The following is a 19,048-nucleotide window of genomic DNA, read 5'->3' on the forward strand; positions in this document are numbered from 1 at the left end:
TACAAAACGCAGGTTGGCAATGGTCACAGCTGTCGAGCTACCATACTCTTTATGCTTTATTTGGTTTTTATATTATAAAACTTCTTAAAAAATTTCAAAGAAAAAGGTACTTACCTGGTGTAGTAAGTACCCTTATGAAACTATCTGGTGTAATAGTTTAAATTGTGGTGAATATGACTAATCAATGAATGATTAAGAATAAATATCAACTGGTGTTTTTTGATATTTATGAATGAATATTATTTATTTTAATTAAGCAGCAGGTGTAGGAGCTGGTGTAGGTGTTGAACCTGTTCCTGTAGTTGCTGGTTGTGTACCTTCAGCTGGTTTTGTTTCTTCTGGTTTAGCAGTTGAACCTGAAGCATTTTCTGTTCCTGGTGTAGAAGGAGAAGCTGGTTGTTCTGGTTGTGGTTGTGCAGGTGTTTCTGCAGCAGGCATTGATGTTAAGAAATCAAGAATTTTTGAACCTTTTGGAGCAGTTTCAAATTGTGCTTTAAGAACTTGAGCTAATGGTGATAATCCATCTGCTGTTTCTGCGTATGGTTTGAATAATGCTTCATTGTATGTTTTAACTTGTTCAGAAGTTAATAATGCTCTATATGCATCTCTTGTATCAAGTGATACATATTGTAAGTCAGCATTAGCTTTGAATAATTCTCTTGATAATACTTTAAGTTCATTTAAGTATCCAGTAAGTTGTTCTGTTTGTCCTGTTTGATCTTTTAAGTCTTTAATTGCTTGTGCTTTTTGAGCTGCTTGATTGTAGTTGACAATTGCAATTTTCTTAGCATCAGTGAATTTAACTGTTAATGGTTCTAAGTAATTTGTTTGTAAGTTTTTGTAGAATTCATTTCATGCATTTTCAATTTGAGTGTATGCATTATTTACATTGCTTAATTGTGAAGTTACATTAACACCTTCGTTGCTTGCAGTTTTTCTGTAATTTGCAATTAAGTTTTGTAATTTGTTTTGAAGTTCTTTTCCACTCTTATCAGCTTCAAATTTGTTGTAGAATGTTTGTGAATCGTTTGAATTTGTAGCTGATGCTGTGTTGTTTGCAGCTGGTTGTGAACCTGTTCCTGTAGCAGGTTTTGAAGGTTCGTTAACAAATGCTTTTTGGAAGATTCCTTCGTTTCCAGTTAATACTGTAAGTAATGAGAATTGTTCTTCTGCTTTTGCAATTAATGTATTAATTTTGTTTTGAGCAAGTAATAATTGTAATTGACCAATAGCATCTTTGTAAGCTTTGATTACATTTTCTGTTTTTACAGTAGGAACATCTTGTGCTTTAAGTGTTTGTTGAATTTGTTCGAATTTAGTAATTTCTGCTGGTGAAAGTTTATCTTGCATTGCAACAATTTGATTTACAAGTGTGTTATATTCTTGTCTTTGTTCAAATAATGCTTCAGCTCTATCTAAAGCTTCACGAACTGTAGCAACATCTTTAAGTGTTGTTGCGTTGAAGAATTGTTCAAGTAATTGTTTTCTTTCATCAACTGGTAAAATGAATTTTTCTGTTGATTTACCTTCTTGATATGCTTGTGCTTTTGCAATATCTTCTTTTGAAGGTGTGTAGATAATGTTTGCAGCAGCATCGTTGTAAATTCTGTTTACCATATTTTGGTGTTTATTTTTGTTTGCTACTGGTTGGTATTGACCTTGAGCATCTTTAGCAAATAAACTTGCGTATTTGTAGATTAATGATTTTACTGATTCAGCTGTAATATCTGTAGGCATTGTTCATGGAGTAGATGTATCTGTTGCATCCATTCACATTAATACTAATTTATCATCAGCAAGTTCATTATTTGAGTTTTGGTATGTTGTTAAGTAGCTGTACATTTGTTCAGCTGTAATTAATACATTTTGACCAAATAATTTAATGTAAGCTTCGTTTTTAGCTCCTGGAGCAAATACTTCTTGAGCTTTAGAAACAGCAGCAATGTTATTATCTTTTTCGTTAATTACTGTTGTTTGAAGTGTCATTGAAGCTTGTGATGATGCAGCTTGGAATGCTGCTAATACTGATTTGTAAGCTGTTGTGTAAGCATCAATTAAAGCAGCAGCAGTAACTGGTGTAGTTGCATTTGGTTTTGTAGCGTTAGCAAGTGTTGTAACAGCTGTATTTAATTGTGTTGATAATGTATCACTAATTAATTTTTTATCGCTGTTTAATAAACCTTGATATAAAGGAGCTAATGCTTTAACTCTGTTATATAATGCGTCGTATTTAACTTTTGCTAAGTTAGCTGTGAATTTTTGAACTGCTTCAGCTGTGTAGTTTTGAGCTGCGTTAGTTGAGTTTTGTAATAATTCACGGTTTGTTTCGTTAGCTTTTAATGCAGCTTCTACTAAAGTTTTTTGTGAGTAAAGAAGTCCTCATTCAAAGTCACCAGCATTTTCTTGTGATGGGATTGTAATTTCTTTGTTAAGACTTGCAACCATTTCTTTGTATGCTGTGTATTCTTTAGCAACTTTTGCATTAAGTAATGCTGTATCGATTGTTTTAACACCTTTTTCAAATTCTGCAATTACTGCATCTTCTGAAGAAGCAAAGTTTGTTCCCATGAATTGTTCAAATTGTTGTCCAGCTGGGAATGTATTTGTTAATGCAGTTGTATCTGCTGTAACTGTTGCTGTTACTACTGGTGAAGCTGTTAAATCGTTTTCAAGTTTTGCAATAGCATCTTTAACTGGTTTAGCAGCATCTTCTTTTAATGTAGAAGCATATTGGTTACCTTTAGCAATAGCAATATTTGCGTTAGCTTCAGCGATAGCAGCATCGATTAAATCTTTAGCTGTTTGTTCTGCAGCTTTTGATTTTGTATCATTTGCATTTGTAACAGCTGCATTAAAATCATCTTGAGCTTTTAAGTATCTTGCAAGGTTGTATGCATCTGTTAAAGCTTTTGTATCTTTGTAGTAGTTAGCAAATGTTCTGTTTGTTTCGTCGTTGTAATCTGTAACACCGTCTAAAGCAGTATTTGCAACTTTAAGAGCATCTGCGTATGCTTTTTGTGATTCTTCTGTTTTTGCTAATGTATTGTTTACATAGTTTTGTAATTGTTGTAAAGCAGCTTCGTAAGATTTAACTTGTGGTGCTAATAATTCATCAAAGATTGGTTGAACATCAGCTGGAGTTTGAGCGTTTGCTAATTTATCTCTTAATGCAGCAGCCACTTGTGGTTGTGTTTCAGCTAATTGGTTGATGTTTAATACAAGTAATTGTCTTACTGTTAAACCGTTAGGGTTTTGAGTAGAAACAGTGTTGTTTACATCTGTTTGAGCTGTTTGGTTTTCACCAGCCACGTATACTAATTTAGCATCTTTGTATGATGGAGCTAAGATTAAGTTATCTGTTGTGTATGTATCTTTAGCAATGTCTTTGCTTAAAGCAGCATCGTTTCATGATGTTGTTTGTAATACACCTTTAAGTAATGCTTGTGTATTTCTTAAATCTTTGTATTTAGCTTCAGCTTCATTTTGGTGTGCTGTAGCAGCATCAGCTGTAGTAATTGTAATCTTAATATCTTTTGAAGTTGGGTTAGCAATTTGATTGTAGTTTACGTTTGTTGCTTTAAGGTCTTGCATTAATTTAGCAGCAGCTTTTTGTAATCCAGATAATTGATCAACGTATGTTTGACCTTGTGCAAGTAATTTGTTTCTTTCTACATTGTCGTTATTTGGTTGATCGTCTTTAGATGCAGCAAGATCTGTTTTAATAGCCTCATCAATTTGAGCTTGAATTCCTGTAATTGTTACAGCTAAAGCTTCTGGTGCTCCAAGAGGTTTTAATGCATCAGAACTAAATGTATTAATAAGATCTGTTTGAGCTGTTAAATCTGTAACAACTTTTTGTGCAGCCTCAACTACTTTTTGAGCAGCTTTAATTGCATCTTGAGAAGGTTGAACTGTTGTTCCATCTTCATCTTGAGTTGTTTGTTTAACTTTTTCTAATGCTTTTTGAGCATTTGTTAAGTTTGTTTGAGCTGTAGATAATGCATCAGCATTTTCTTTAATTAAAGCAGCAACTAAGTCTTGAGCAGCTTTAATAGCAACTTGTAATTCTTGAGCTGGTTTTTGAACTGATGTTAAAGCAAGAGATAAGAATCTTTGTTTGAAGACAATATCACTTTGTTGTTCTTTGTTAGCTTGTAAGTCCATGTAAGCAGCTGTGTTTGATACTCATAATGCTTGGTTTAATTGGTTTAAAGCATCTTGGTAGATAGCAACTGTGTAGTCTGCTGCTATAGCTTCTTTTACTACTTCACCTTTGTCGTTTGTAACAGCTGGTTTAGCATCGTGTAATTTTAATGCTGTAGTAATAGCGTTGTAGTTTTTAGCAAATAATCTGTTTGCGTTGTAACGTGTGTATGTGTAGTACACTTGAGCTTGTGTATATGAGTTGTTTCATGCAGCTTCATATTCATATCTAGCTTTATCAAGTGTTGTGTATGTCATTGCACTATTAAGTGCATTAATAGCTTCTTGGTAAAGTTTAGCGTATTGATCTGGGTTGCTTTGTGTAGCATCAGATAATGTAGCAACATTAGCTGAATCTAAATCTTTACCTAAGTATTTAACTTGGTCTAAGAATGATTTAGCAACTGCTAATTGATCAGCGAAGTATTTTGCTGGGTTGTATTCAGCAACAGCTGGAAGTGTTACATCATTTGTTGTTGAAACAGGTTGACCTTCAGCATCTTTAACTTGTAATACATGTCTTTCTGGTAAAGCAGGTAATACTTGGTTAAATCCTTCAACTGTTTGAGCTTTTTCAAACACTTTAAGGTTTTGAGCGTATTCAAATTTGTTAAATGCTTCTGTAGCAGCAACAGCAAGTCTGTATCCGTTTTCAGCGTATTGGTAATCTGTAGGAACTTTGTTGTCTACTGTAGGAAGTGTGTTTTGTTTATTAACAACTTCGTTTAAAGCTTTAACTTCTTCTGCTGTAGCATCACTGTATGGAGCTTGAGAAAGAGTTGCGTTTTTGTTTAATTGTAATTGTGATAAGTAGTTGTCAATTGTTAATCTTGCTTGGTTGTCAGCATTTGTAAGAGCTGAGTTTAAAGTATTAATAACTTGTGTTAAGTCTTGTAATGCTGTAAAGACATCTCTTGTGTCTACTAAACCGATAAGTTTATTATCGTTAGCAGTTTTTTGTTCTTGAGCTGCACTTGCAACGTTAGAAGCAAATGTATTGATTTCTTCACTGTCAACTTTTTGTTGTCCAAGGTATTTTTGTAATGTTGTATAAACATCACCAAATACTTTTAAACTACCTGGATATAATGAAGATGGTTGTAAGTATAAGTTTAAAGCAGCAACGATTTGAGCTTGAGCTTTTTCAAGTGCTTGGAAGGTATCTGAAAGTGATTCTTTAGCACCTTTATTTAATGTTTCTGCTAAGTTAGCAATTAATACGTAAAGTTTTGCATGTTCAGCAAGTGCACCATTTTCAGCAACAAGTGTATTGTATTGAGCAAGTGCATCTTGTGTCATTCCTGTATAGAATGTGTTGATTGCTGTGTTTAATGCTTCTTTAGCAGCTTTATATTGATCACCTAATGTTTGATATTCAGCAGCTGTTGTGTATTGTGCAATTGTAGCTGGTGCAATAGCAAGAGTATCTTTCATTGCAGCTGTTTGAGCATCAGCAGCTTGGTCAAGAGCTTTAGCTAAAGCTTCAGCATCTTTAACTTTTGAATATTCAACTGTGTAAGCTGAGTTAGGGTTTTTAATGTTTGCTAAGCTGTTAGCGTGAGCAACTGCTCTGTTAAAGAAGTTTTGTTGTAATACAAAGTATGCATTTTGTTCAAGTAATGTAACAGCAGCTGTTTGTTCTTGGAAGTTAGCTGTTGTAATTTTGTCAGAAATTTGAACATTGTCATTTCCTGTTACATTAGCTAATGCAGCAGCTTGTAATGCTTTAAGTTGTTCTGTAACATATGAACGAACTGGTGTAGTTGTAACTTCTAAGTTTCCATCTTTATCTTTAACTTGAACTGTTTCACCTTTGTCGTTTGTTGTTGTTTTTACTCTTGTAATTACAAGTGTTGTATCATCAAATACACCTTTAGCAATGTATTGTGTTAAAGCAGTAACTTGTTCTTCAAATGCAACTTGAGCAGCTTTTAAATCTGTGTTGATTTTTACTTTAAGTTGTTCAGCAGCACTTAATGAATCCATACAGCTTTGAGCTGTTGATACTAATCCTTCTCAGTATTTAACGTTAGCAGCGAAAGCTAATGTATTGTTTGCTAAGTTATCAATATCAGACATTGCTGTAGAGTATGATTTAAGCATTGCGTTAAATGTAGCAAGTGTATCAGCATCAGCATAACGTGCCTTAACCATATCTTTTGTAAGTTGAATTGAAGTTAATAAATCATCTGTTAATTGTTGTTGTTCTTTGTCATTAACTTTGAATGTTGGTTCTAAAAGAACTCTGTCACTCATGTATGGTGAGCTAAATACTTTTGTATCTGTAGCATTAGTTGTATCAACTGTGTTGAAGAATTTTAAAACATAATCTTTAACACTGTCTTTGATAATGCTTTTTGCAAGTAATGCGTAAACAGCTGTTCCTTGGTCTGGTGTAATAATGTAGTTTCCATTAAGTACATCGTTAGCTTGTTTAACAATATTTGCTGTTTTTAAATCACCTGGTAATGAGTTAATAAGTTGTTGAATTTTATCTGTTTTAGCTTTTGTTTGAGCTGTTAATTCATTATCAACGTTTGTTAATGCTGAAACTGCTGACATAACAGAATCGTTAGCGTCTTGAATTTGTTTTTTAGTTACACCTTGTTGTGATTTAAGGTTTTCTGCACTAGCGATAGCTTTTTCAACGTTTTTAATAGCATCTTTAATAGCTTTTGGTTCTGAGTAATTAATTAAACTATTAAATTGTGATTGGAATCAAGGTTTTACAGCAGATGTATATTTGTTTTCAACTTCATTAACTGAATTAGAAGCTGTTTCAATTGTTTTATCTAATTGAGCAAAAGCTTCTTCTTTTTCTCTGGCTTCTTTATTTTTTACACTGCTTGTAACTGCTACCGGTATAGCTACAACAGCTGTTCCTACTAAAACACCAGAAACACCTAAAAGTAAGTATTTACTTTTTTTAGTCATATTATTCCTTTCTTTTAAAAAGATTTGATATCAAATTTTTATATCATAATGATATAAAGTCAGTACTGACAATTTAAAATATAAATTGCAGTGAGTTTTGGTCTACTACCAAATTGGTAGTCTAGAAACTAAAAAACATTTTAGTTATTGTTTTTAATCTCTCTGAGTATTTCGTCAATACGATTCCCAGTTTGGCTCACTTCATCTAGTAAAAAATGAACTTCTGGAACTTTCCGTCAATTTAAAGATTTCGAAAGTATCTTACGAACGTACCCAGCAGAATTATTTAGGGCGATAATTCCTTTTTGAGTATTTCCTGATAGATTTACAAATACCTTCAAATGCGACAAATCGTTTGTTAGTCTAACATCTATTACCACTGGGTCAATAACATTTACATTAGATAAATCGTTTGTGATAATATCAGCTACTAACTGATGAATTTGAGATTCTTTTCTCTTTAAATTTATTTCATTCATGCGTTTATTATATCAAAATACAATATTTGTATTAATTTAGAAATAAAAAAAACAACAAAAATAAGGAATTTGCATAATTTTGTTGCACAATTTCCATATTTAGTTGCTTAAAGTGTAATTTTTATACAAGTTTTTCAAAAACGTCATCACCTGTTTCTGTAACGATATCAGCACCAAAGTTACGTGCCACAATGTTACCTAATGTGCCTAAACCTTCGAAGTTAGGTAATACTTTAGGTGATTTGAATGATTTAGAGTAAATTGTTGCTGGTAAAAATTCTCTAGTGTGGTTAAATCCAGGGTAAAGTGGGTCGTTTCCGTGGTCACTAGTAATGATTAATAAATCATCTTCGTTCATAGCGTTAATTAATTTACCTAATTTAACATCTAAATCAGCAATGTTTTGAGCGTATCCATGTACATTTCTTCTGTGTCCATAGTGTGAGTCAAATTGAACTAGGTTAGTAAAAATAAATTTGTTTTCTCCACCTTGTGTTGCTAAATCAATTGTAATATCCATACCATTAGCATCTCCAGCACTTGGGTAGTGTTTTGAGATACCTTGACCTACGAAAATATCATTGATTTTACCAACAGAGATAACTTCAACACCTTTGTTTTGAAGTTCATTTAAAATCATTTCTCTTGGTTGGTTTGCATAGTCGTGGCGGTTGAATGTTCTAGTATAGTTTCCTTCTTCACCAACGTATGGACGAGCGATAATTCTACCTACGTTTCATTCAGGTCTACTTGAACAAATTTCACGAGCAGCTTTAGCATATTTATATAAGTTATCTAAACCTGTTCATTCTTCGTGAGCGCAAATTTGAAGTACTGAATCCATTGATGTATAAACAATAATTGCTCCACGGTTTTTTTCTTCGTGAGCTAATTCGTTAATGATTTCTGTACCTGATGCAGCTTTGTTTCCCACAATTGGACGACCATCAAAAGCTTTTGATAATTCGTCAATTAATTCTTGTGGAAATCCATTTTCAAAGAAAGTAGGGAATGGAACAATTGTTTTAATTCCCATCATTTCTCAGTGTCCTGCAAGAGTATCTTTTGCATTTGAAACTTCTTGCACTTTTGCCATATATGCAAGTGGTTGTTTTACATGGTAATTTCCATTTAAGTTTGTAATATTACCAATTCCTAATTTTTTTCATGTATCGATTTTAAACTCTTCAGCCATTGAAGCTGATCTAATAGTATTAGCACCAGCATCTCCAAAAGCTTTTTGATCACGGTCAGGACCAATTCCTAATCCGTCAGTTACAATCATAAATACACGTTTAAATTTTGCCATTGTTTCTCCATTCTGGACGCTATTTAAAAATAGCATCTTTTATATTTTATTTTGTTTCCAGTAATTGTTATTGAAAAAACTTTATTTTGTGGAATTTGTGAAAAACTATTCACATTTTTATGTAAAAGAATGATATTCAGTTATATAATTTATTTATCTGATTAAAATACAAAAAATTAAATAAAAAGGAGTTTTTATGCAAAAAATGTTATTTTTAGACGGTAATGTCTTACCTGATGATCTCTCATTTTCTAAACATTTAATGGATCGGTTTTATGAAACAGCAAAAAACTTAAATAAATACGATTTAAACCGAATTGATTTAAATAAAACCGAACATTCACGTATTTTTTTAACAAAGGAAACATTAAATACATACTATAATGATATTAATTCAGACAAATGAATTAATCTACTTAAAGAAACTGATATTCTTGTTCTTTCTTCTTCTATGATTAATTTTGGACCTAGTGTGGTTGTAAAGAATTTTATTGATTCAATTTCAGTTGCAAATAAAACCTTTAGTTATAAATATTCTAAAAAAGGTGACGCTATTGGACTACTTACCAATTTAACAGTAATTCTAGTAACTTCACAAGGAGCTCCAGAAGGTTGATATCCACACAATAATAATGAACAATGATTAATCGGCACATTTAAGTTCCTTGGTGCTAAAGTTCATCACATTGGTCAATACGGAACTAAAGTTGATCCACTTAAATCTGAAGGACCAACAAAGCACATTGATGAACTTAAGGACAAATTTAAAGAATTAATTTAGTTAAATTATTTTTAAATTCATAACATTTCAACTTAGTTGAAGTGTTTTTTGTTTTAACTTAAAATATAATTCAAAAATAGCAATTTATTTTTTCACATTTAATTAATAAAAAACGTGTTTTTAGTGCGTTTAATCCAATTAAATTACCTTTTAAGCCAAATTGTGGAAATAAATTAGAAAATGGTTTTTTGTAATTTATAAGAATATAATCATTATGCAAATAAGTTAGGAGGCCTTATTTAGTGCATAAACATTTGTTTAATATCTAAATCTAATAAATAGATTATTTAATACCAAATAGAAAGATAAAAATGAAAAAGATTTTTAAAAAATTACTTATTTTTAGTTCTTTAGTTTCAACCACAGCGGCAGTTCCTTTAGCAACTATATCTGCTAAGGTTGAAACTAAATTTAATAACAATATTGTCTTTGGTTCTGAATTACTTAGAGTTAACAGAATCGATAATAAAGATCATAAAATTGAATTTACTAAAACTATTACAGATTTAAATGGTCACAAAGTGTTTTTAGTTTGTTTTGATAATATTTACTCAATTATTGATACAAACAGTCTAATTACATTAGAAACAAGATGAGATAACCTCTTAGAATTTGAAAATAATCAAAATTTATTTTACATACCTACAATTGGAATTGTTGAAAAAATTAATAACTTGCAATACAAATCTGTTATTGATGAAACAATTTTTGATTATGAACAAATCAAAGATTTTATTGTTAATATTGACAACTCTAAAAGTCAATTTATAAAAGTTGATGAATATAAAAAAAGACAATTAGAATTAAATGATTTTTCTAGTTTTTATAGAAGCTTTTTTGTATTCCCAATTGATCCATATGAAAGGGTTACAGACGCATATATCTGAAGAGGTTCAAAAGAAACTTTTGCATCTACACCTAATGTAAGCAATTTAACAGAGCATGCATGATGATGACTTTCAAGAGACTCAGAACAAAGAATTGGGTATGATGAACCACGAACAGGTGGTGGTTGATGTTGTTATCACGAACTTGCTAATTTATTACTATATAATGAAATTTTTAAATATCCAGGTTTATTTTCCGATAGTGAATATAAGCGATTTATTACCAACGATCAAAACACTGATAATAAAATTCGCTATTCATCACAAATAAAGCAGCAAACTCACAATATAAAATTGATTTTGATGAAGATAGTTTTAACATAAATGATCAAGAAAATAATAAAAATAGCATTGAACAAAAAAGCAAAATTTTCGAAAAAGCAAAAGAATACATATTAAATGATAAAATTCCTGTAATTTTAACAACAGTTGGATTTACAAAAAATTCAAAAGTTTTAATCACGCTTTTATAGCATATGGTTACAATAAAGAAACTCAACAATTTTTAATTTCTAATTTATGAGCTAATCAAAAAACTAATGCATGTTTAATTTCTGAAAAATTAAAAATAAAACACCAATCTTTTTTTGCACTTAAACCAATAAACTATACAAATACAGGACTTAATTCTAAACCTTATTTTTATTATGATGGTAAATATAACACTTGACAACAAATCGAAGATCGTATAATTTATGACCACACAGCAAATGTCTAAGATTCAAAAATCTTATTTTATAATCTGAAATATTTTTACCATTATATTTTTACTTATAGGGTTTTTCTCACTTATATACATTGGTATCAAATCAATAACCGATCCTGCACCTGTTATATTAGTACCAGCAGCCACTCCAGATTGAGAGAACTTACACTATGGATATAGCTTCGATATGTGAGATTATTATAAACCATGTTTATTTCTTGGCATAGCTTTATATTTCTTACAATTTATAGAAGTTTTATCAAAGAAAAATAAAGTTTTATATGCTTTATTCCCTGTTTTCTTTATCAAAAAGATTAATTTTACAATTAGTAATAAAATTTTTGCATTAATTTGAAAATTCATCATTTTTATAACCTTAATTGCATTTTTTGGTTTCTCACTTCCAGAATACTCAATATGACTATTCCGTTTAGATAACCCTTATTGAATACATCACTGAGTAATTTTAGTATTTTGAATTTTTGACTTATTATTATTTATTTTTTACCCTCTTATTTCCGTTATTGATTTTAAATTATCTCAAGTAAATGAAATAACTAAGGAAATCAGTAATTAATTATGAAAGAAGCATTAATAATGAAACAAACCACTATGTCTAAAATTCAAAAATCATACTTTTTATTTTGAAATATTATTGTAATAGCTTATATATTAGTAGGATCTATTTACCTAACATATATGAATATTGTTACAAGTTTATATTGAGAAGATTATATATATTATTGATACGATATCTATGTGGCTAAGCTTTATGGAGCAAGCTGATTTTGAAAACAAGAATATCTTGCATTTTTAATCGTAGGTTTAATATTATACTTTGTTCAATTTATCGAAATACTTGGTAATAAAAATAAACTTATTTATGCATTACTCCCTCTTTTCTTTATTACAAAGATTCGTTTTTCTGTTTCAAATAAAACTTTTTCATTAACTTGAAAAATAATCACATTTGTTATATTGTTTTTAAGTTTACTTTTTGCAATTTATTTAAATATTCCTCGTTTAACTTCAAACAAACCTCAAACTATTTCATTTTTAGTTATTAATCTTATTTTAGTAACCTTTTATCCTTTAAATTGTTATATTGAATTTATGTTACCTAAGAATTAAATCTTTTAAAGTTAATAATTACGTGTAAAGCTAACTAAGCTTTACACATTTTTTATAGCTTTGTAACATATGTAAACAAAAATAGGCAAACCATAAAGCTCACCTATTTTTCTTGCGTGATAAATATTATTTTTCTAATTTTTTATTTTTCTTTTGTTTTAAGTTGTATCACTTTGGACTTATTTTTTTCGAAATAACATTCAGTATAATTCCAAAAACAATAAATGCAAAATAAATCGAAATAACGACAACGGTGTTTGAATTTGGAGCAACTCCGTAAATTTGAGGGAAAAAGTAACTAATCATTAAAACAAGAATTAAAATCATTGCTAAAACATAAATTATTTTTTCTCAAATCGGTATTGGTTTGATGACTTTCTTTCTTTCAAGTAAAAATGCAGTAATAAAAGTACAAAAATCCTCGATTACTAACGCAACTGCACTTCCTAAAATAGCTGTTTCAAAAAACCGATCTTGCTCACCTTCGGCTGTGCTTCCTAAAAAGATATTCATAACTCAAAAGACAACCAAGGTTATTAGAGTAATAACCGTAGTAAATCAAATCGCATTTTGAAATTCGCCTTTTTTGTTCTTTTTGGTTAGCTGATAAAATAAATTACCATCTTCACAAATTGGAACAAGTTTTCTTGCTGTTGATACACTAGCTGTAATTTTTGAAGTAACATCATTAGCTAAATATCCAATAATAAATAATATACTTCCAAAAATTAAGAAAACACTATAAATTCCAATCATTCCTTGTTTGGTTTTAATTGCATCAAATCCTAAGAGCAAGGTAAATGCAACCATATAGAAAGTTAAAACGGCAGCAAAAGAAATGATTAAAATTCTACGAAAACTTTTAACTTCGACATCTTTTACCATCGCTGAAACATCTTCAGTTCCTGCAAAAGCATAAACGAATAATAAAGCATTTGAAAGGATAAGTTGAGCATTAACGTTTTTTGAACCATTACGTGCAAACTCAGTAAAGTTTTCATCAAAACGATTATCAGTAATAACTGAATAAACTAAAATTCCAATTCCCATTAATAAAGCAAATCATTTAACAGTACTGGTTACTAAAATGATTTTTTTATTTGTTTTAAGTCCAATAGTAGATAGAAAAATTAAAAAGATAAAGAATAATAAAGATAAGATTCTTGTAATTCAGACATATGTTAAGTAATTCGGAGTATCCTGTGGAAATAACCCTATGATTGCACTAGCTAAGAATAACGGAGACACAGAGGATAAAATCGGATTTTGAACAAACTGATTTCATCCAACAAAGAAAGAGAAGTTATTAAAAATTTTTCTTTGTCGATCGGTTTTATTATCATTATCTAGATGTCTAACAAATGCGTAACTTCCACCATAATTTTCTTTAAAGTTATCTGCTAATCTTGAAAAAACAAGAGATACAGCAAAAATAACAAATGCAGAAAGAAGAATAATTAAATACCCTCATAAGCTAAATTGTACAAGTGTACCGATAGTGGTTAAAAATCCTACACCTATTACATAATTAATTGTAAAGAAGGTGAAGGATTTTTGTGTAAAGTGTTTAGTTGATGCTGACAAAATTATTTTTTAGCATCACATTCAAAAGAAAGAATTTCTTTAGGCTGTTTATTTAAGAATATAAAATCGAAAATTTCACTATATTCATAAACAGGAATGTAATTTAAAGTACATTTAATTTCATTTGGTACATCTTGAATATTTTTAACATTTCCTGCAGGAATAAAAATGTATTTTAATCCTTTTTGACTTGCAGCAAATGATTTTTCTTTAAGTCCACCAATTTCAAGAACTTTTCCACGTAATGTAATTTCTCCAGTCATTCCGATATTTGAAGGAACTGGTTTTTTGCTTAATGCAGAAATTAAAGCAGTAGTGAAAGTAACTCCAGCACTTGGACCATCTTTTGGAACTGCACCTTCTGGTACGTGGATGTGGATTGTATTATTTTCAAAATCAAAATCATTAATTCCGAATTTTTCAGCATTGCTTCTTACGTATGAAAGAGCAATTTGTGCTGATTCTTGCATAACTTCTTTAAGTGAACCTGTTAATTTAATTTCTGGTTTACCTGGGAATGTATTTACTTCAATTTGTAAAGTGCTTCCACCATAAGAAGTATAAGCAAGTCCATTAACAATACCAGGGATTGAAATTTCTTCTTTTTCTTCATCTTTAAATTGAATTACACCTAAGTAGTTTGGAATATCTTCTGGTTTGATTTCTTGTGATTTCATTTTTGGATTTTCCATTAATTTAACTACAACTTTACGTGCAATTTTATCAAAAAGACGTTTTAATCCACGCACACCAGCTTCTTTGGTGTAGTGTTTAATAATAAATTCAATTGTTTCATCAGACATTTTGAAGTATTTTTTATCAAGTGCAGTTTGTTCAAGCACTTTAGGGATTAAGTGTTTTTTAGCAATGTTTAATTTTTCACTTAATGTGTATGATGAAAGTTCAATAATTTCAACACGGTCTAAAAGTGGTTCAGGAATTGATTCATAATAGTTTGCAGTTGCGATGAAAATTGCTTTAGATAAATCATATTCGTGTTCAAGATAATGATCTTGGAATTTGATGTTTTGTTCTGGGTCAAGAACTTCTAACATCGCACTAGCTGGATCGCCTTTCATATCTGATTTCATCTTGTCAATTTCATCAAGTAAAATAACAGGGTTAGAAACACCAGCTTGGTTAATTCCTTTAATAATTTTTCCAGGCATAGCACCAACATATGTACGTCTATGTCCGCGAATTTCACTTTCATCGTGAACTCCACCTAAAGAAACTTTAATAAATTTACGGTTTAAAGCTTCTGCAATTGCTTTAGATAAAGAAGTTTTACCTGTTCCTGGTGGACCTACTAAAGTAATAATAGGCACATTGTTAAATGTACGTTTTTTAGCGTTATCACCTTCTTTAAATAAGTTTAAATCTATTTGATATTGGTCATCAATGTTAATTAATTTTGCATCATTTTCAGCTTTATTTTTAAGTTTTTGATTAATAATAACAGCTAAATATTCCACAATTCTTTCTTTAACCTTATCAAGTCCATAGTGATTATTATCTAATACTTTACGTGCGTGTTTAATATCTAAAAATTCCTTTTCAGTTTTTCTTCAAGGAAGTTTTTTCATAATATCAATATATGTTTTAGCTAATGTAGCTTCTGGTGAAGCTTGCATCATTTCTGATACTCTTTTTGTTTCAGATTCAATTAAGTTTTGAACTGATTTTGGATAAATTTGACTTAATTTTGGATTCTTAATTGTTTTTTGGTATTCATCTTCATTAACTGGAACATTCATTTTTTCTAAAGTATTTTGAATAGTTCTTAATTTTTCACGTAAGATGAATTCTTTTTGTTGATCGTTTAATTTTTGGTTAATATCGTCTTTAATTTTATTTTCAACTTCCATATATTTTGTTAAGTATTGTGTAATATCTCCAAACACTAACATTAATGGAGCTTCACAACTATCATCAAATGCAATAGTTTCCTTACTTGGAATTAAAATTGGGTTAAATAAGTTAATGTATGTTACAAATCTTGTGTATACATCAACATCAGTTGTTCCACCTAAAGCATTTGGTTCAAATTCTTTAAGTAAACTATGAATGTGTCTAATTCTATTTACACCACCTGTATTTGGATTTGGTAAGAAAATTGATTGTTCAGCAATTCCTGTCATCGGATCTTTTTCTGCAGCTTCTAAACTAGAAATTAAAAGTTCTAAGGTTTTGCTAATTTCATCAATTTCACTTGGTTTAGGCATTCTTTTATCAATATCCGCAACCACTTTAACTTTAAATGGTTCAAATCTTGAATCGTTTGCAAATTTTTCTAATAAGTTGTATGGAATTGCACTGTTAAATTGAATTAATTCAGCAAATGTTGGTTTTTCCTTGATAATGTGCAACATTTTTTGAGCTTTGAAAACTAAAATATGTTTTCCGTTTTCTTTTTTATATTTTAATGGTTGAATTAATGAAGCTTGAATATAGATGTCACGATCTGAACCGTCGTGGCTATATACTAAAATAAAACGAATTTGGTTAATAAATGAATCTAATGTTTCAGTTAAGATTTCGTTGATTAATTCAAATGATGGGCTATCTGTTATATCAATTTCACCAAGTCCACCAGGGATTACAGCATATTTTGGATTCACCACTAAAGGAAAGTGAACCAATTTCACTGCTTTTGGTTTTTTTGTTTCATTCGCCATTGTTGTTCTCCTAATCTTTTATTACAAAGTTAATAATTTTTGCAGGAACAAAAATCTCTTTTACAATTTGTTTGTTTTCCAATCATTTAGCAGCTTTTTCTTTAGCAAGTGCTAAAACTTCATCTTTAGTTGTTGATTTAGCAACTTTAAGTTCAGCTCTAAATTTACCATTAATTGAAATTGGGTAAGTAACTTCATCTGTGACTAATGCTTTTTCGTCAATACTAAAATCCTTTAAGTTCGCTAAATTAAAGTATTGTTCTGAAATTTCTCATGCAAAGTGTGGAATAAATGGTTCTAAAATATTAAGCATTACATAGAACATTTCAGTAATTAATTTTGGATCATTTACTTTGTCATATGCATTTAATGTTTCCATTGTTCAAGAAATTAAAGTGTTAAATGCATAATTGTTTGCTCTATTTTCAAAAGTTTCAAGTTGCTTTTGCATTCCTTGGTAAAGCTTCATTCTAGCTAATTTTTCATCAGCATTTAAAGTCGCTGAATCAATATTTTTATAATCAGTAGTTGTATCAATTTCACTAACTCTATCTCAAAGACGGTTAATGAATTTAAAACATCCATTAACTCCAGCATCACTTCATTCAAGTTCTTTTTGAGGTGGAGCTGCAAAAAGAATAAATAATCTAGCTGTATCAGCACCGTATTTAGCAAGCATTTCACTTGGCTCAACTACATTTCCTTTTGATTTGGACATTTTTGCACCATCTTTAAGCACCATACCTTGTGTAATTAAGTTGTTAAATGGTTCACGGAAAGGTACCATACCTAAATCTGCAATTGCTTTAGTAAAGAAACGCGCATAAAGTAAGTGTAAAATCGCATGCTCAATACCACCAATATATTCATCAACACTGTTTCAGTAGTTTAATGATTGTTCATCAAAGATTTTTTCATCTCACATTTGACTTGGTGTTGTGTAACGTAAGAAGTATCATGAAGATTCAAAGAATGTATCAAGTGTATCTGTTTCTCTAGTTGCTTCTGCACCACACTTAGGACATTTTGTTTTTAATCATTCAGCATTAGTTTGTAATGGATTCCCTTGACCAGTAAATTGCACATCAAATGGTAAAGTAATTGGTAAATGAGCTACATTAACTGGTTGCACACCACAAGTAGCACATTTAACAAGTGGAATTGGTGTTCCTCAATATCTTTGACGTGAAATACCTCAATCACGTAAGTTGAATTTAACTTCTTTTTTGAAGTTAAAGTCTTTAATTTGATTTAATTCAATTTCTGTATCATCAAATGCTAAATTGTTAGCTTGCATAAAAGCTAAATGAGTTGGGTTAATAAATGATACTAATTGAACTGGTTTGTTTGGATTATGTGAAGCAAAATCACTAATAATAACTGGTAAGTGTTTGTCAGTTACTGGGTTAATTACGTAAAACGGTGTTGCTAAATAAATCTTATGTGTGAAGTCTTTGTTAGCAAAGTGTTTATTAATATCTTCAAGTAATTTTAATTGTGCTTCAGTAAAGTAATTTTGTTCTTTAAGTGTTGTAACTAAATCGTGTTTATTTGAAATAGCAACATAATTAGCATTAATTAAAATGTTGGCATCTTTTTCGTATGCTAAAAGATTTACATCTTGTTTTTGATTTGCTTGGTTAAATAATTCAAAATCAAGTTTATATTCTTCACTACGACCAATTCAGTTGTGTTGCATTGTTAAAACTTGTTGTGGTCAGTGGTTTTCTAATGTTTTTAAATCATTTAATAATTCATCAGCATAAGCAGTAATTTTTAAGTAATATGTTTCCATTTCTTTGATTGTAACTGGATTATCACATCTTCAGCAAAGTCCATCGACAACTTGTTCGTTTGCAAGCACAGTTTGATCTGTTTCACATCAATTAAGTTGCGATTTCTTTTGATAGATTAACCCTTTTTCTCAAAGTTTAATGAAAATAAGTTGCTCTCATTTAGTGTAAATTTCATCTGATGTAATACATTCACGACTTCAAGCAAAAGAAATTCCAAGTCTTTGGATTTCTTTATCCATTGCTTCAATGTTCTTGTATGTCCATGTACGTGGATGAATTTGGTTTTTAATTGCTGCATTTTCAGCTGGAAGCCCAAAAGCATCTCATCCAAATGGGTGAAGTACGTTAAATCCTTTTCTACGGTAGTAACGTGCAATTGCATCACCAATAGAGTAGTTTCTAACGTGTCCCATATGTAGTTTTCCACTTGGGTAAGGGAACATACTTAAAATGTATTTTTTAGGTAAGCTTAAATCTGTTGAAGGTTCAAAGTAATTTTCTTCAATTCATTTAGCTTGTCATTTTGCATCTATTTCAGTAAAGTTAAATTTTGACATATT

At 30.2% G+C, this 19,048-nt stretch carries 10 protein-coding genes; 4 read left to right on the forward strand and 6 right to left on the reverse strand.

Translation table 4 applies throughout. From position 1 onward, the window contains the following. Positions 1-252: 252 nt before the first annotated feature. From ACPYPZ_RS02310 to ACPYPZ_RS02320, 3 genes are all read right to left on the reverse strand, one after another. Entirely contained in the window at positions 253-7,137 is a 6,885-nt protein-coding gene (locus tag ACPYPZ_RS02310; RefSeq protein ID WP_426460965.1) for a hypothetical protein, read from the reverse strand. Between the two features lie 140 nt (positions 7,138-7,277). Beyond that, positions 7,278-7,616 (reverse strand): 30S ribosome-binding factor RbfA, encoded by a 339-nt coding sequence (gene rbfA, locus ACPYPZ_RS02315; RefSeq protein WP_426460966.1) that lies wholly within the window; start codon positions 7,614-7,616, stop codon positions 7,278-7,280. Between the two features lie 121 nt (positions 7,617-7,737). Beyond that, a complete protein-coding gene (locus tag ACPYPZ_RS02320) occupies positions 7,738-8,925 on the reverse strand; it encodes a phosphopentomutase (protein ID WP_426460967.1) in 1,188 nt (395 codons plus the stop codon). Positions 8,926-9,121: 196 nt separating this feature from the next. On the opposite strand from ACPYPZ_RS02320, the gene ACPYPZ_RS02325 reads away from it, so the two are divergent. The 4 genes from ACPYPZ_RS02325 (at position 9,122) to ACPYPZ_RS02340 (ending at position 12,430) form a co-directional block, all read left to right on the forward strand. Next, positions 9,122-9,706, forward strand: a complete 585-nt coding sequence (locus tag ACPYPZ_RS02325; protein ID WP_426460968.1) for an FMN-dependent NADH-azoreductase — start codon at positions 9,122-9,124, stop codon at positions 9,704-9,706. Positions 9,707-10,017: 311 nt separating this feature from the next. Further along, positions 10,018-10,917, forward strand: coding sequence for a putative cysteine peptidase (locus ACPYPZ_RS02330; protein WP_426460969.1), 900 nt, complete (start codon positions 10,018-10,020; stop codon positions 10,915-10,917). A 386-nt stretch (positions 10,918-11,303) separates the two neighbouring features. Then, positions 11,304-11,876, forward strand: coding sequence for a hypothetical protein (locus tag ACPYPZ_RS02335; RefSeq protein WP_426460970.1), 573 nt, complete (start codon positions 11,304-11,306; stop codon positions 11,874-11,876). 20 nt (positions 11,877-11,896) lie between these two features. Continuing rightward, entirely contained in the window at positions 11,897-12,430 is a 534-nt protein-coding gene (locus ACPYPZ_RS02340; RefSeq protein ID WP_426460971.1) for a hypothetical protein, read from the forward strand. A 126-nt stretch (positions 12,431-12,556) separates the two neighbouring features. Here ACPYPZ_RS02340 and ACPYPZ_RS02345 read toward each other — a convergent pair whose 3' ends face one another. The 3 genes from ACPYPZ_RS02345 to ACPYPZ_RS02355 are packed head-to-tail and all read right to left on the reverse strand — an operon-like array spanning position 12,557 to position 19,045. Then, positions 12,557-14,014, reverse strand: a complete 1,458-nt coding sequence (locus tag ACPYPZ_RS02345; protein ID WP_426460972.1) for an amino acid permease — start codon at positions 14,012-14,014, stop codon at positions 12,557-12,559. A 2-nt stretch (positions 14,015-14,016) separates the two neighbouring features. After that, on the reverse strand, positions 14,017-16,692 hold the full coding sequence (gene lon / locus ACPYPZ_RS02350; RefSeq protein WP_426460973.1) for an endopeptidase La: 2,676 nt from the start codon (positions 16,690-16,692) through the stop codon (positions 14,017-14,019). Positions 16,693-16,702: 10 nt separating this feature from the next. Further along, entirely contained in the window at positions 16,703-19,045 is a 2,343-nt protein-coding gene (locus ACPYPZ_RS02355; protein ID WP_426460974.1) for a class I tRNA ligase family protein, read from the reverse strand. Positions 19,046-19,048 lie beyond the last annotated feature (3 nt).

The sequence above is a fragment of the Mycoplasma hafezii genome (genome assembly GCF_049942695.1).
GTDB classification, from domain to species: domain Bacteria; phylum Bacillota_I; class Bacilli_A; order Mycoplasmatales; family Metamycoplasmataceae; genus Mycoplasmopsis; species Mycoplasmopsis hafezii.